Annotated in this window: 11 protein-coding genes and 1 pseudogene; 8 read left to right on the forward strand and 4 right to left on the reverse strand. The window is 61.3% G+C overall.

What is annotated here, in order from left to right; all coding sequences use genetic code 11:
• Positions 1 to 345: 345 nt before the first annotated feature.
• The 3 genes and pseudogenes from H3H37_RS22300 to H3H37_RS22310 form a co-directional block, all read left to right on the forward strand.
• Positions 346 to 870, forward strand: coding sequence for a hypothetical protein (locus H3H37_RS22300; RefSeq protein WP_182166664.1), 525 nt, complete (start codon positions 346 to 348; stop codon positions 868 to 870).
• A gap of 10 nt (positions 871 to 880) precedes the next feature.
• Positions 881 to 1,654, forward strand: a complete 774-nt coding sequence (locus H3H37_RS22305) for a hypothetical protein (RefSeq protein WP_220456532.1) — start codon at positions 881 to 883, stop codon at positions 1,652 to 1,654.
• A 238-nt stretch (positions 1,655 to 1,892) separates the two neighbouring features.
• A pseudogene (locus tag H3H37_RS22310) lies at positions 1,893 to 2,383 on the forward strand (IS3 family transposase); the annotation flags it as partial.
• 189 nt (positions 2,384 to 2,572) lie between these two features.
• Here H3H37_RS22310 and gyrB read toward each other — a convergent pair.
• The 3 genes from gyrB to dnaA all read right to left on the reverse strand — a co-directional run bounded on the left by gyrB (position 2,573) and on the right by dnaA (position 7,781).
• Positions 2,573 to 5,071 carry a DNA topoisomerase (ATP-hydrolyzing) subunit B gene (gene gyrB, locus H3H37_RS22315; RefSeq protein ID WP_182166666.1) on the reverse strand — a complete coding sequence of 833 codons (2,499 nt, stop codon included), beginning with the start codon at positions 5,069 to 5,071 and terminating at the stop codon, positions 2,573 to 2,575.
• A gap of 57 nt (positions 5,072 to 5,128) precedes the next feature.
• Complete coding sequence (gene dnaN / locus H3H37_RS22320; protein WP_182166668.1) at positions 5,129 to 6,235, reverse strand: DNA polymerase III subunit beta; 1,107 nt, start codon at positions 6,233 to 6,235, stop codon at positions 5,129 to 5,131.
• Positions 6,236 to 6,383: 148 nt separating this feature from the next.
• Positions 6,384 to 7,781, reverse strand: coding sequence for a chromosomal replication initiator protein DnaA (dnaA, locus tag H3H37_RS22325; protein ID WP_182166670.1), 1,398 nt, complete (start codon positions 7,779 to 7,781; stop codon positions 6,384 to 6,386).
• 434 nt (positions 7,782 to 8,215) lie between these two features.
• Here dnaA and rpmH point away from each other — a divergent pair, with 434 nt between their 5' ends.
• The 5 genes from rpmH (at position 8,216) to mnmE (ending at position 12,272) form a co-directional block, all read left to right on the forward strand.
• Positions 8,216 to 8,350, forward strand: a complete 135-nt coding sequence (gene rpmH, locus H3H37_RS22330) for a 50S ribosomal protein L34 (RefSeq protein WP_010401996.1) — start codon at positions 8,216 to 8,218, stop codon at positions 8,348 to 8,350.
• A 24-nt stretch (positions 8,351 to 8,374) separates the two neighbouring features.
• Positions 8,375 to 8,848, forward strand: coding sequence for a ribonuclease P protein component (rnpA, locus tag H3H37_RS22335; protein WP_375540026.1), 474 nt, complete (start codon positions 8,375 to 8,377; stop codon positions 8,846 to 8,848).
• Complete coding sequence (gene yidD, locus H3H37_RS22340) at positions 8,845 to 9,111, forward strand: membrane protein insertion efficiency factor YidD (protein ID WP_182166672.1); 267 nt, start codon at positions 8,845 to 8,847, stop codon at positions 9,109 to 9,111. Before rnpA ends, yidD begins: the two co-directional genes overlap by 4 nt.
• Positions 9,112 to 9,122: 11 nt before the next feature.
• A complete protein-coding gene (gene yidC, locus H3H37_RS22345) occupies positions 9,123 to 10,820 on the forward strand; it encodes a membrane protein insertase YidC (protein ID WP_182166674.1) in 1,698 nt (565 codons plus the stop codon).
• Between the two features lie 72 nt (positions 10,821 to 10,892).
• Positions 10,893 to 12,272, forward strand: coding sequence for a tRNA uridine-5-carboxymethylaminomethyl(34) synthesis GTPase MnmE (gene mnmE / locus H3H37_RS22350; RefSeq protein WP_182166676.1), 1,380 nt, complete (start codon positions 10,893 to 10,895; stop codon positions 12,270 to 12,272).
• A gap of 109 nt (positions 12,273 to 12,381) precedes the next feature.
• On the opposite strand, the gene H3H37_RS22355 is transcribed toward mnmE, so the two are convergent.
• Entirely contained in the window at positions 12,382 to 13,566 is a 1,185-nt protein-coding gene (locus H3H37_RS22355) for a DUF1501 domain-containing protein (protein ID WP_182166679.1), read from the reverse strand.
• Positions 13,567 to 13,570 lie beyond the last annotated feature (4 nt).

Consider the following 13,570-nt stretch of genomic DNA (forward strand, 5'->3'; position numbering starts at 1 on the left):
ACACGAAACATGAAAAATAGCAAGTTGATATTTATGAAATTTTCCACTTTTCCCGTCATGAGAACCAACAACTTCAGGCACGGTAGATGCAAAAAAGCCGAAAACACGCCACAAATCGTGAAGAATTGCTCGCCATCCGCAAATCGTTGTTCGGCCGAGGATAAATCCGAGCAGAGCTAATACAAAAATTACACTCGGTACGGCAACTAATGTAGAGTTATCAAAATTGCTTCGCGTCTCTACCGGTTCTGTTTCCCGGCGTCACCGTCCATGCGACTTATTATCGGTTTGGTTACTTCATCATTGATGGGCAGCGAAAATTTGAATATGTGAAAGGGGTGAGGCATGAAAGCAACTCTGCGCACTGTGGTAGCTGCATTTCTCATAATTATTAGCTTTGGCACTGCTCAAGCACAGGCAGATCCGCGTGAGATTCTTGCCGCGATGATTATGCAGCTGCAGACCGGAACTCCGAATCCACAGATGTACGGCCAGCAGCTCTGGCAAACGATTGCGATACAGACTGGGAATTCAGGTGTGTATCCTCAGCTGGCGCAAGCTGGCCAAGTTCAGAACATCGTCCTGACGGGACAGCAACAATTGCCACAGGGCTGGCTTTTTGCAATGGCCGTGCAACATACCAATGGGCAGTCAGTTTGGATGATAGGCTTAAGCAGTATCACAAATCGGATCGAGTACGCCAATTTCAATGTTGGTGCTGAACCGGCGCCCTTACCACTTCCGCGCACAACACCGACAATTCCCAGACCTACCCCCCCAAATCCTAGCCCGACACCTCCGTCGGATGAGCCGACCAGTCCGGCACCAAGTGACTCTGAGGCATGCCGAAAATTTCCTAATCTGTGCTAAGGGGGGGAGCATGTCAAATCGCCGTGAGATCGTTCAGGGTGGTCTGCTGACATTGATATTCGGTTTTGGACCGATCTGCGCTTGCAATGCGCAAAGTCGCCGCGAGCCACATGCCTACGGGTGCGTGTTGTCTGCAAAAGATGCAGATCAGTACATGGACGATAACACTGATACACGACTTTACATTACAGGAAATGAGCCAATGATCCCTCGTTCAGGGGATCGCAGTTTCGATTTAGCCTTGGCTCGGACGCTCGCTGCTGTGTCCGAGACCTTGAAAGTCCTTCCCAGTTTCGCTTACTACGATGACTATGATGGTCTGAATGCTTACGCGACTCCAAAGGTTCGGCTTGTCAATGCTGATGGTACTGTCCTGTTTGGACAACGACTGCTATCCAGACTAATGAGTGGAAAGGAAAGTCCTGAGGTTGCAGTAGCGGCAGTTTGCGCCCACGAATTTGGACATATTCTGCAGTTTAAAAGAGGGCTCGACAAAGTAGTCGGTGCAGGCCAAAGAACAGTAAAACGTGTCGAATTACAGGCCGATTTTTTTGCTGGCTACTTTGCAGGTGTGCGAAAGCTTCAGCGGCCTAATTTCCCTGCGGCGGTATTCGCAATGACTCAGTATCATTTTGGCGACAACATGGTCAACGACCCGGGCCACCACGGGACTCCAGAAGAAAGGGGCGCGGCCATTTCAAAGGGATTTGAAATAGCATATCGCGAAAAACGCAGCCTTTCGGAAGCTATTCAGGCAGCCAACAATTTCGCCCTTTCACTGTAGCTTAGTGGAATGCAAAAGTTGCTGTATGAGCATGTTATCGGGGCAACCAGCGAAATACCCAACACGATTGGCATGTAAGCCCTCTCGATTGCTGGTGCCAATATCGAAGTACCCACTCAGAGTCTGAGAGCACGGCCGACATCGGCAACGAAGCGGGCAAGAAGCAACAAAGACGTCGTAAAGATGATCGATGAGCTCTCGTTGTTGCTGGCGAGTCGTAGCCAGTATTGCTCCCTTGCGGCAGCCAAAGCACCTGGCCACGGCGATCAACGAGATATGGAGCATGGACCTCGTCGCCGACGCCTTGTTCGACGGCGCCGGTTGCGTGCGTTGACCGTCGTCGATAACTACACGCGCGAGAGTTTGGCCATCGACGGGGGACAAAGCCTGAAGGGAGAAGATGTGGTCGCCACGCTCAATCGGATCGTTGCCCATCGTGGACTGCCGGCAACGATCAAGGTCGATAACGGCAGCGAATTCCTTTCGAAGGTCATGGACAAATGGGCGTATGAGTGCAAGGTGGAATTGGACTTCAGCCGTCCAGGCAAACCGACCGACAACGCCAAGGTGGAAAGCTTCAATGGGCGCTTCCGGCAGGAGTGCCTGAATGCCCACTGGTTCCTATCGCTGGACGACGCCAAGGTCAAGATCGAGGAGTGGCGCCAGTACTATAATGAGACCCGTCCCCACTCCGCACTGCAGTGGGCCACACCGTCAGAATTCGCCTGACAGGTAAGGAAAAATAACCCTAGTTATAACGAGGATGCGGAAACAAAAAGGCCCACGAATCGAAAATCGAGGGCCTTTAACGAACCTTGGTAGGCTGAAAATCGCCAAGCTATCGAAATGCTTCTTTTGATGAAAGTCTCAAGAGATGCGTCTCAAAATCTCAGGTTATGGCTCCTGCTACACGACGATTTACACGTCGATGTTGCCGGCTCGCAGCGCATTCGTCTCAATAAACGCCCGGCGTGGCTCCACATCATCGCCCATCAGCGTAGTGAAGATCTGATCGGCCGCGATGGCGTCCTCGATCTGCACCTTGAGCAAGCGGCGCACAGTCGGGTCCATGGTGGTTTCCCACAGCTGGTCCGGATTCATCTCGCCCAGACCCTTGTAGCGCTGCTTGGACACAACGCGTTCCGCCTCGTCGCGCAGCCACTGCATGGCGTGGTGGAAGTCCGTCACGGCCGATTCCTTGGTGCGCTCGCCTTCGCCGCGGCGCACCACGGCGCCTTCGCCGATCAGGCCGGAGAAGGTGGAGGCGGCGCTGGCCAGCACGGCGTAGTCGGCGCCCTGCACGAAGTCGGCGTCGATCGAGCTGACTTTCACGTTGCCGTGATGCATACGCTCGATCCACAACATGTGCTTCTCCGACAGCTCGTCCGAACGCACCGTGACCTTCACGCCCAGGTCGCCGATGCTGTTGGTCAGCGCGCGGGCCGAGGCTTCGGCCGATGCCAGCGACGTCAGGTCCAGCGTCACGCCGGTCATGATGGCGCCCAGCGCGGAACGGTCGATCACGCGCGCCAGGCGCGTCATGATGGCGTTGGCCAGGTTGAACTTGCGCACCAGCTCGGCCAGCGGTTCGCCCGTGATCGGGTCGGCGCCTTCGCGCGGGGTCAGCGCGGCCGTGTTCAGCGCCACGTTCATCATGTAGCCAGCTTCCTCCAGGTCGTCCTTCAGGTAGCGCTCGTCGCGGCCGGCCTTGACCTTGTACAGCGGTGGCTGGGCGATGTAGACGTGGCCCCGTTCCACCAGCTCCGGCATCTGGCGGTAGAACAGCGTCAGCAGCAGGGTGCGGATGTGGGCGCCGTCGACGTCCGCGTCGGTCATGATGATGATGCGGTGGTAGCGCAGTTTTTCGACGTTGAATTCGTCCGGTCCGATCGAGGTGCCCAGCGTGGCGATCAGCGTGGTGATCTGCTCGGACGACAGCATCTTCTCGAAGCGTGCCTTTTCCACGTTCAGCACCTTACCGCGCAGCGGCAGGATGGCCTGGAACTTGCGGTCGCGGCCTTGCTTGGCCGAGCCGCCTGCGGAGTCACCCTCGACGATGTACAGTTCGCACAGGGCCGGGTCTTTTTCCTGGCAGTCAGCCAGCTTGGCCGACAGGCCCAGACCGTCCATCACGCCCTTGCGGCGGGTCAGGTCGCGCGCCTTGCGGGCCGCTTCGCGCGCGCGCGCCGCTTCCACGATCTTGCCGCAGATGATCTTGGCGTCGTTCGGCTTTTCCATCAGGTAGTCGGCCAGCGTCTTGGCCACGATCTCTTCGACCGGGCCGCGCACTTCGGACGACACCAGCTTGTCCTTGGTCTGCGACGAGAACTTCGGCTCCGGCACTTTCACCGACAGCACGCAGGTCAGGCCTTCGCGCATGTCGTCGCCCGATACTTCGACCTTGGCCTTCTTGGCCAGTTCGTTCTCTTCGATGTACTTGTTGATCACGCGCGTCATGGCGGCGCGCAGACCGGTCAGGTGGGTGCCGCCGTCGCGCTGCGGGATGTTGTTGGTGAAGCACAGCACCTGTTCGTTGTAGGCGTCGTTCCACTGCATGGACACGTCCACGCTGATGTTGGTGCCCTGGTCGGACTGGCGCTCGCCCGTGGCCTGGAACACGGTCGGGTGCAGCACGGTCTTGGCCTTGTTGATGTATTCGACGAAGCCGCGGGTGCCGCCTTCGAACGCGAAGATTTCTTCCTTGCCGGTGCGCTGGTCGGTCAGCTTGATGTTCACGCCGTTATTGAGGAACGACAGTTCGCGGATGCGCTTGGCCAGGATCTCGTAGTGGAATTCCACGTGGGTGAAGATTTCCTCGTCGGCCCAGAAGTGCACGTCGGTGCCGCGCTTGTCTGTCTCGCCGATCACCTTGATGGGCGACACGGCCACGCCGTCGCGCATTTCGATTTCACGGTTCTGCGCCACGCCGCGCGCGAACTCCATCTGGTGCACCTTGCCGTCGCGGCGGATGGTCACGCGCAGCAGTTTGGACAGCGCGTTCACGCACGACACACCCACGCCGTGCAGACCGCCCGACACCTTGTAGGAGTTCTGGTCGAACTTGCCGCCGGCGTGCAGCTCGGTCAGCACGATCTCGGCGGCCGAGCGCTTCGGTTCGTGCTTGTCGTCCATCTTCAGGCCGACCGGGATGCCGCGGCCGTTGTCGGTGATGGAGATCGAGTTGTCCGAGTGGATGGTGACGTGGATTTCCGAGCAGTAGCCAGCCAGCGCTTCGTCGATCGAGTTGTCCAGCACTTCGAACACCAGGTGGTGCAGGCCGGTGCCGTCCGAGGTGTCGCCGATGTACATGCCGGGACGTTTGCGCACCGCTTCCAGGCCTTCCAGGATCTGGATGGAGGCGGCGCCGTATTCTTCGGTCTTGACCGGAACTGGGTTCTCTTGTGGGCTAGCGGACATGGACTGCTTTCTCAAAAAACGAATTGCTGGAATGACTGGTTGGACTTAAGACGGCGCTTAAATCCGCATCGGCATGACGACGTACTTGAAGTCGGCGTTGTCCGGGATCGAGATCAGGGCCGACGAGTTGGAGTCGCCCAGCGCGATGTTGACGTAGTCGCACTTCAGGTTGTTGAGCACGTCGAGCAGGTAGGTGACGTTGAAGCCGATGTCCACGCTGTCGCCGCCGTAGTCGATTTCCAGTTCTTCCACCGCCTCTTCCTGGTCGGCGTTGGTGGAGCTGATCTTCATGCTGCCCGGGGTGATGATGCAGCGCACGCCCTTGAACTTGTCGCTGGTCATGATGGCGGCGCGCTGCAGCGAGCGCAGCAGTTCATCGCGGCCGATCGTGAATTCGTTGTGATAGCCCTTGGGGATCACGCGCGTGTAGTCCGGGAACTTGCCTTCCACCAGCTTGGAGATCAGCTCAATGTCGGCGAAGGTCAGCTTGACCTGGTTGGCTGCGATGTCGAGCTGCACCGTGTCGTCGTTCTCTTCGAGCAGACGCTGCAGTTCGATGATGGTCTTGCGCGGGATGATCACTTCCTGGCGCTCGAAGCGCTGTTCGGTTTCCACCTGGCAGAACGCCAGGCGGTGGCCGTCGGTGGCCACGGCGATCACGTTGTTGCCATCCAAAACCAGCAGCAGGCCGTTCAGGTAGTAGCGGATGTCCTGCTGGGCCATCGAGAAGTGCACCATGTTGAACAGGTGCTTGAGCGTCTTCTGCGGCAGGGTGACGGTGGCGTTGTAGCTGTCGGCCTGCTGCACGGTGGGGAATTCCTCGGCGGCCAGGGTTTGCAGCGCGAAGCGCGATTTGCCCGTTTGTACCGTCAGGCGCTTGTTCACCAGCGTCATGGTCACGTCGCCCGATTCGGGCAGCGCGCGCAGGATGTCGAGCAGCTTGCGGGCGGCCACCGTGGTGCCCGTCACATCCGCGCCCGAGCCGATGTCGGCGTGGGTGGTGATCTGCACTTCCGTGTCGGTCGACAGGAACGACACGCTTTCGCCTTCCTTGCGGATGAGGATATTGGCCAGAATCGGCATGGTGTGCCGACGCTCGACAATACCGCTCACGATCTGCAGTGGCCGGAGAAGCGTATCTCGGGTGGTTTTGACCAATTGCATATTTATCCTCGAAAGTAAAAATTAACGATACAACTTTAACAATTCCGCCGGTTGGGCGGTTTGCGGGTTTGCCAGAATCATAATGGCAAACCTTGCGGGCCGCCACTGCGCCGGCCCGCCTGGTGCTGGTCCTGCTTAACCTTGGAGTTTAACCTTTGAGTGTCTGCTCCAAGACGTGCAGCTCGTGGTTGCATTCCGGGTTCTTGGTGCGGTCCAGCGCGATCTTGCGCACGGCGTGCAGCACCGTGGTGTGGTCGCGTCCGCCGAACAGCTCGCCGATCTCGGGCAGGCTCTTTTGCGTCAGTTCCTTGGCCAGGTACATGGCGATCTGGCGCGGCCGCGCGATGTTGGCCGGCCGGCGCTTGGAGTACATGTCCGCTACCTTGATGTTGAAGAAGTCGGCCACCGTCTTCTGGATGTTCTCCACCGAAATCTGGCGGTTCTGCACCGACAGCAGATCCTTCAGCGCTTCCTTGACGATGTCGATCGTGATGTCTTTGCCGTGGAAGCGCGAGTACGCCAGGATCTTGCGCAGCGCGCCTTCCAGTTCGCGCACGTTCGAGCGCAGGTGCTTGGCCACGAAGAAGGCCACGTCGTCCGAGAACGTCACGCCTTCCTGCTTGGCCTTTTTGAGCAGAATCGCCACCCGCATCTCCAGCTCCGGCGGTTCGATGGCCACCGTCAGGCCCGAATCGAAGCGCGAGATCAGGCGGTCGTCCATGCCCGTGATCTCTTTCGGATAGGTGTCGCTGGTGATGATGATCTGCTTTTTCGCCGCGATCAGCGCCTCGAACGCATAGAAGAATTCCTCCTGCGTGCGGCTCTTGCCGCCGAAGAACTGGATATCGTCGATCAGCAGCATGTCGAGCGAATGGTAGTAATGCTTGAAGTCGTCGAAGCCCTTGCGCTGGTAGGCCGTCACCACGTCGCGCACGTACTGCTCGGCGTGGATGTAGCGGATCTTGGCGCCCGGCTGGTCGGCCATCACCTGGTTGCCGATCGCGTGGATCAAGTGGGTCTTACCGAGGCCCACGCCGCCGTAGAAGAACAGCGGGTTGTACGACACGCCCGGGTTGTTGGCCACCTGGATCGCGGCGGCGCGCGCCAGCTGGTTGGCCTTACCGGTCACGAAACTCTCGAAGGTCAGGTCGGTGTTGATGCGGCTTTGTTCGCGGCGCGGCGCGGCGCTGGCCGGCAGCTCGGGCACGCTGGGCACCGGGTCGGCCATGCGCGCATTGTTGCCGGGGACGCCGCCATTGGCGTCGGGCACCGGCGCCACCGTGGCCGCCTTCTTGGGCGCGGACAGGCGCGGGTCCAGCACGAACTGCACTTCCGTCGGCGCTTCCCAGTACTGGCAGGCCAGCGCCGTGATGCGGCTGGCGAACTGGGTCTTGACCCAATCGAGCTTGAAACGATTGGGCGCGGCCACGCGCAGCTTGCCCGCCTCGTAATCGAGGGGGATAAGCGGTTTTATCCACGCACTGAATTGTTGCGGCGTCAGCTCCAGTTCCAACTGCGCGGAACAGGTCTGCCAGAAATTTTCCATGAATCGTCTACTGTGAAAAGGTGTGGGAGGGCGTCTCGAAACGGCCCCGGTGCCGCATCCGGACTCGGGCCGTTTACGCCAGGGCTCGCCACACGTAACGCGCTATTCTACTCTCGACCGCCCAAGTTATCCACAGGCGCGGCGCTTATTTTAACGATGCGTTCGTGTTGCGGTGCGGCGGATTGCATGCCGGGGCGGCGAGAGAAGTGTTGACATGCGGGATCGAAATGCTGATAATTCAGGGTTCCCCGCCCGTATTCCGTGTTTATTCACTTGAACGACAATATGGAGTAAGCGTGGATATCAGCGGGCGATGAGATGGACCCAGCTTGTGCCGTGGCAGTTGGCATAGGTGCGCGAAATGTCATTGGCACCAAAAACTGACGGGACGTCAGACCCGATTTTGCATTTTTTTGCTTTTTAGCGAGACCAACATGAAACGTACTTACCAACCTTCCGTCGTGCGCCGCAAGCGTACGCATGGCTTCCGCGCTCGTATGGCTACCCGTGGTGGCCGTGACGTGCTCAACGCACGCCGCGCAAAAGGCCGCAAGCGTCTGGCTGTATAAGCCTGAAGCTTGTTAGCTGATCGCGTGGAAAGCTGTATTTCAAGCGGCTCGACAGGCGAAGGTTCACACGACTTCGCGCGCGTTCGGCGTATCGTTAAAACGGATGAATTTTCATCCGTTTTTCGTTTGCGCCCGGCGCAAAAGACGGCGCACTTCGTGCTGTACACCCGCCTGAACCAATTGCCGCATGCGCGGCTGGGCGTCGTGGTGGCCAAGCGATTTGCGCCGCGCGCCGTCACGCGCAACACGATCAAGCGCGTCACGCGCGAACTGTTCCGCGTGACCGGCCTGCCGGCCATCGACTGTGTCGTGCGCCTGGCCAAGCCGGTCAACAGCAAGGACGGTCCCGCCACCACTGCAAAGCTCAAAGCGGCCTTGCGGGTGGAATTGGCGCGTCTGTTCGCTTCGCAGGCCAAACAGGGCCAGGGCCGGGCAGCATCCACACCGGCGCCGGCGCCGGTGCCTGTGCCACCCAACGTGGAACCGGGTGCGCCATGAGCACCTTGCTGCGCTGGCTGGTCCGGGCCTATCAGCTCACCATCAGTCCCATGCTGGGACCGCGCTGCCGTTTTTACCCAAGCTGTTCGAACTACGCGCTGGAGGCACTGCAAGTGCATGGCGCCGCGCGCGGCAGCCTGCTTACCGTCAAGCGCCTGTGCCGCTGCCACCCGTGGCATGCGGGCGGCCCTGACCCGGTGCCGCCCAAGGGCGCCGCACCGGATGATTCTTCTACGACCGCTTGCGGTTGCAACCACTCCTGACAAATACCGTAATGGATATCAATAAACGTACCATCCTGTGGATCGTGTTTGCCGTGTCGCTGGTAGTTCTCTGGAACAACTGGATGGTCTCCAATGGCAAACCATCCATGTTCGCTCCGGCGCCAGCCCAGGTGGCCAAGGCCACGGACGCGAAGAAATCCGAACTGCCAGCCGTGGCCAGCGCCGCCGGATCGGCCGCCGCCGCCGTGACGCCGGGCGCACCCGGCGCCACCGGTGAAGCAGCGCCGTTCAAGAGCGAGCGCATCACCATCACCACCGACGTGATCCGCGCCGACATCGACACCCTGGGCGGCACCATCAAGCGCCTGGAACTGCTGCAGTTCAAGGACGGCATCGACCCGACCAAGAACCAGGTGCTGTTCGACGCCGCCGCCACCCACACCTATCTGGCCGAGACCGGCCTGATCGGCGCGGCCGGCCTGCCCAACCACACCACCGGCTTCACGGCCCGTCCCGGCGCGCGCATGCTGAACGACGCCAACCAGGTGCAACTGGTGTTGGAAGCGGAGCAGGGCGGCGTCAAGCTGACCAAGACCTTCACCTTCAAGCGCGGCGACTACGTGATCGACGTGCGCCACGACGTGACCAACACCGGCACCGCGCCTGTGAAACCAGAGCTGTACCTGCAGCTGGTCCACGACGGCAACAAGCCCGAGGGCGATTCCTACTTCAACAGCAGCTACACCGGCCCCACCCTGTACACGGACGCCGACAAGTACAAGAAGCTGAAATTCGAAACGCTGGAAAAGGAAGCCCAGGAAGCAGCCAAGACCGGCAAGCCCGTGGTGCAGGACCATCCGACCAAGGCTGACAATGGCTGGATCGCGATCTCGCAGCACTTCTTCGTCTCCGCCTTCGTCCCGCAGGACAAGCTGACGCGCGACATCTTCACCAAGAAGATCGACACCAACCTGTACGCCATCGGCACCGTGCAGCCGCTGGGCACGCTGGCGCCCGGCGCCACCGTCTCGAACGACGCCAAGCTGTATTCGGGTCCGCAGGAATCGAAGCTGCTCGACAAAGTGGCGCCCGGCCTGGAACTGGTCAAGGACTATGGCTGGCTGACCATCATCGCCAAGCCTATCTTCTGGGTCATGGAACAGCTGCACAAGGTGCTGGGCAACTGGGGCTGGACCATCATTGTCTTCACCATCCTGATCAAGCTGGCGTTCTTCCCGCTGTCGGCTGCCGGCTATCGCAGCATGGCCAAGGTCAAGCTGGTCACGCCGAAGATGCAAGCGATCCGCGAGCGCTACAAGGGCGACCCGGCCAAGATGAACCAGGCCACCATGGAACTGTACAAGGCCGAGAAGATCAACCCGCTGGGCGGCTGCCTGCCTATCCTGGTGCAGATGCCGGTGTTTATCGCGCTGTACTGGGTGCTGCAAGCGTCGGTGGAAATCCGCGGCGCGCCTTGGATCGGCTGGATCCACAACCTGGCCGCGCCGGACCCGTTCTACATCCTGCCGGTGCTGTACGCGATCTCGATGTTCATCACCACCAAGCTTAATCCGCAGCCAGCGGATCCGATGCAGGCCAAGATGATGATGTTCATGCCGCTGGCATTCTCGGTCATGTTCTTCTTCTTCCCATCCGGCCTGGTGCTGTACTGGGTGGTGAACAACGTGCTGTCGATCGGCCAGCAGTACGTGATCTCCAAGAAGTTCGCGCCCGCCGCCGCCAAGTAAGCGGTAGTCGCAGCAAAGAGCCCGCGCCGAGCGCGGGCTTTTTTCATTTTGAATAGACTAGAATCTCACCCCATGAACCTCGACTCCTCCCCCATCGCCGCCATCGCCACCGCACCGGGCCGGGGCGGCATCGGCGTCGTGCGCGCCTCCGGCAAGCATCTGCAACCTCTGATCACCGCGCTGTTCGGCGCCACCAAACTGCAGCCGCGCCACGCCACCTACATCCCGTTCACGCAGGCCGACGGCGCCATCATCGACCAGGGCATCGCCATCTGGTTCAAGGGCCCGCACTCGTACACGGGCGAGGACGTGCTGGAACTGCAGGGCCACGGCGGCCCCATCGTCCTGCAACTGCTGCTGGCGCGCGTGCTGGAGGCAGGGGCGCAGATGGGCTTGCGGCTGGCCGAACCCGGCGAATTCACGCGCCGCGCCTACCTCAACGACAAGCTGGATCTGGCCCAGGCCGAAGCCGTGGCCGACCTGATCGACGCTTCCACCGAGGCCGCCGCCAAGTCGGCGTCGCAGTCGCTGTCGGGCGCGTTCTCGAAAACCGTGAACGCGCTGGTGGACCGGGTGACGGGGCTGCGCATGCTGGTAGAGGCCACCCTCGATTTTCCCGAGGAGGAGATCGATTTCCTCGAAAAGTCCGATGCGCGCGGCCAGTTGGCCGGCATCGTCGAGGCGCTCGACCAGGTATTCCGCCAGGCGGCGCAAGGCGCGCTGCTGCGCGAAGGGCTCAACGTGGTACTGGTGGGTCAGCCCAACGTGGGCAAGTCCTCGCTGCTGAACGCGCTGGCCGGCTCGGACGTGGCCATCGTCACCCCGATCGCCGGCACCACGCGCGACAAGGTCAGCGAAACCATCCAGATCGAAGGCATCCCGCTCAACATCATCGACACGGCTGGCATCCGCAGCACGGAGGAGGCGGTGGACCTGGTGGAGCGCATCGGCATCGAGCGCACGTGGGCCGAAGTGGGCAAGGCCGATGTGATCCTGCACCTGCTGGACGCCGACCATGGCCCGTCGCGCGCTGATGAAGCCATCGTGGCCGCCTTCCCGTCCGGCGTGCCGGTGCTGCGGGTGTGGAACAAGATCGACCTGTCCGGCCACAAGCCCGGCATCGACGCGCGCGACGACGCCACCCACGTTTATCTCTCTGCCCACGAGCACACGGGCATCGATCTGCTGCGGGCGGAACTGCTGCGCATCGCCGGCTGGCAGCAGACGGGCGAGTCGCTGTACCTGGCGCGAGAGCGGCATCTGATCGCATTGAAAAACGCCGGCACGCACCTGGCCCGCGCCGGCGAGCACGCGGCGCAGGATGACCAGTCGCTGGACCTGTTCGCGGAAGAATTGCGGCTGGCGCAAGCGCAGCTGTCGAGCATCACGGGCGCGTTCTCGTCGGATGATTTGCTGGGCGTGATCTTCAGCCGGTTCTGTATCGGCAAGTAGCGAGGCGAACCGATTATTCGTCATTCCCGCGCAGGCGGGAATCCGTCCTGCGTCTCTGCTCATGCGGTGTATGGGTTCCCGCCTGCGCGGGAACGACGGGAGCATGGTCTCAAACAAGCGACAAGTCGCGCGGCGCGACGCCGCTGAACACCTGCGACAACTGGGCGCCGTTCAGTCCATACAAGCGCGCGAACAGGCCGCCCAGCACGGCGCGGTATTCGTTCAGCACCGGATAGTCGCGGTTCTGGAACAAGGTCCTGGCCGTGAGCGCGGTCTGTTCGCCGGCCACCCGGCCGCCATGCACGGCACCACCGAGTACCCAGTAGGCCGTGCCATGGCCATGGTCGGTGCCCCGGTTGCCGTTCTCGCGGAAGGTGCGGCCGAATTCGCTGACCACCACCACCACGGTCTGGCGCCAGTCCGCTCCCATCTCTTGCGCGAAGCCGGACAGGCCGCGCCCCAGTTCATCGAAGCGGCTGGCCAGGTAGCCGGTCGCGCCGCCTTGCCCCACATGGGTGTCCCAGCCGCCCACGTCGACGAAGCCGAGCGTGTATTTGTCCTTCATCAGCCGCGCGATGCGGCGCGCTTCCAGTTCGAAGCCTTTGGCGGAGATGGCGTTGCGGTTGGCCGCTTCCATCTCTCCGGCCATGTCGCGCATCACGTCGTCGCGCACGGCGAAGCCTTCGCTCACGTTGCGCGCCAGCGGCGTGCCTTCGTACATGGCGGCGATGATGCGGGCCTGGCGCGCGTCGATGGCCGGTTTGGCGAGATTGCGCAGCGCCGTGTTGGGCACTTGCAGCCCGCCCTGCATGGCCAGCGGCAGCTGGTCGGTGAAGGCGATCGGATGGGCGCCCTGCAGCACGCCCGCCAGCCGGTTCAGGAAGCCCGAGCGGTAATCGCGCTTGCCCGTGAGCGGCTGGCCCATTTCGATGCTGTCCTGGGTTTCGAAGTGGCTGCGCGAGAGGTCGTCGATGCCGGCGAACGGAATGAAGGCGGCCTGGCCGGACTGGAACAGCGGGTAGATGCTGTCGCGCAGGACCGGGTGCAAGCCCCAGTCGGCGTCGAGCGGCAGCGCCGTATTGAGTTCGGCGCCGGGACGGGCGATGGCGATGTTGGGCCGCGCTTCGTAGTAGAACGGGCTGGCCACGGGCACCAGCAGACTGGCGGCGTCGTAGCCGCCGCGCAGGAACACGAACAGCAGCCGCGCGCCCGCGCTGGGGGCGGCCCACAGGCGCGTGCTGGCGGCGGCCAGCGGCAGGGCGGCGAGATGGTGCAGGGCGGTGCGGCGGTCCATGGCG

The organism is Rugamonas brunnea (assembly GCF_014042345.1).
In the GTDB taxonomy this organism is placed as follows: domain Bacteria; phylum Pseudomonadota; class Gammaproteobacteria; order Burkholderiales; family Burkholderiaceae_D; genus Rugamonas; species Rugamonas brunnea.

Bases quoted from the DNA above. Each gene is read 5' to 3' on its own strand.
- mnmE (WP_182166676.1), top strand. From the start codon at position 10,893: ATGAACCTCGACTCCTCCCCCATCGCCGCCATCGCCACCGCACCGGGC.
- yidC (WP_182166674.1), top strand. From the start codon at position 9,123: ATGGATATCAATAAACGTACCATCCTGTGGATCGTGTTTGCCGTGTCG.
- H3H37_RS22305 (WP_220456532.1), top strand. From the start codon at position 881: ATGTCAAATCGCCGTGAGATCGTTCAGGGTGGTCTGCTGACATTGATA.
- dnaA (WP_182166670.1), bottom strand. From the start codon at position 7,781: ATGGAAAATTTCTGGCAGACCTGTTCCGCGCAGTTGGAACTGGAGCTG.
- yidD (WP_182166672.1), top strand. From the start codon at position 8,845: ATGAGCACCTTGCTGCGCTGGCTGGTCCGGGCCTATCAGCTCACCATC.
- H3H37_RS22300 (WP_182166664.1), top strand. From the start codon at position 346: ATGAAAGCAACTCTGCGCACTGTGGTAGCTGCATTTCTCATAATTATT.
- rpmH (WP_010401996.1), top strand. From the start codon at position 8,216: ATGAAACGTACTTACCAACCTTCCGTCGTGCGCCGCAAGCGTACGCAT.
- gyrB (WP_182166666.1), bottom strand. From the start codon at position 5,071: ATGTCCGCTAGCCCACAAGAGAACCCAGTTCCGGTCAAGACCGAAGAA.
- dnaN (WP_182166668.1), bottom strand. From the start codon at position 6,235: ATGCAATTGGTCAAAACCACCCGAGATACGCTTCTCCGGCCACTGCAG.
- H3H37_RS22355 (WP_182166679.1), bottom strand. From the start codon at position 13,566: ATGGACCGCCGCACCGCCCTGCACCATCTCGCCGCCCTGCCGCTGGCC.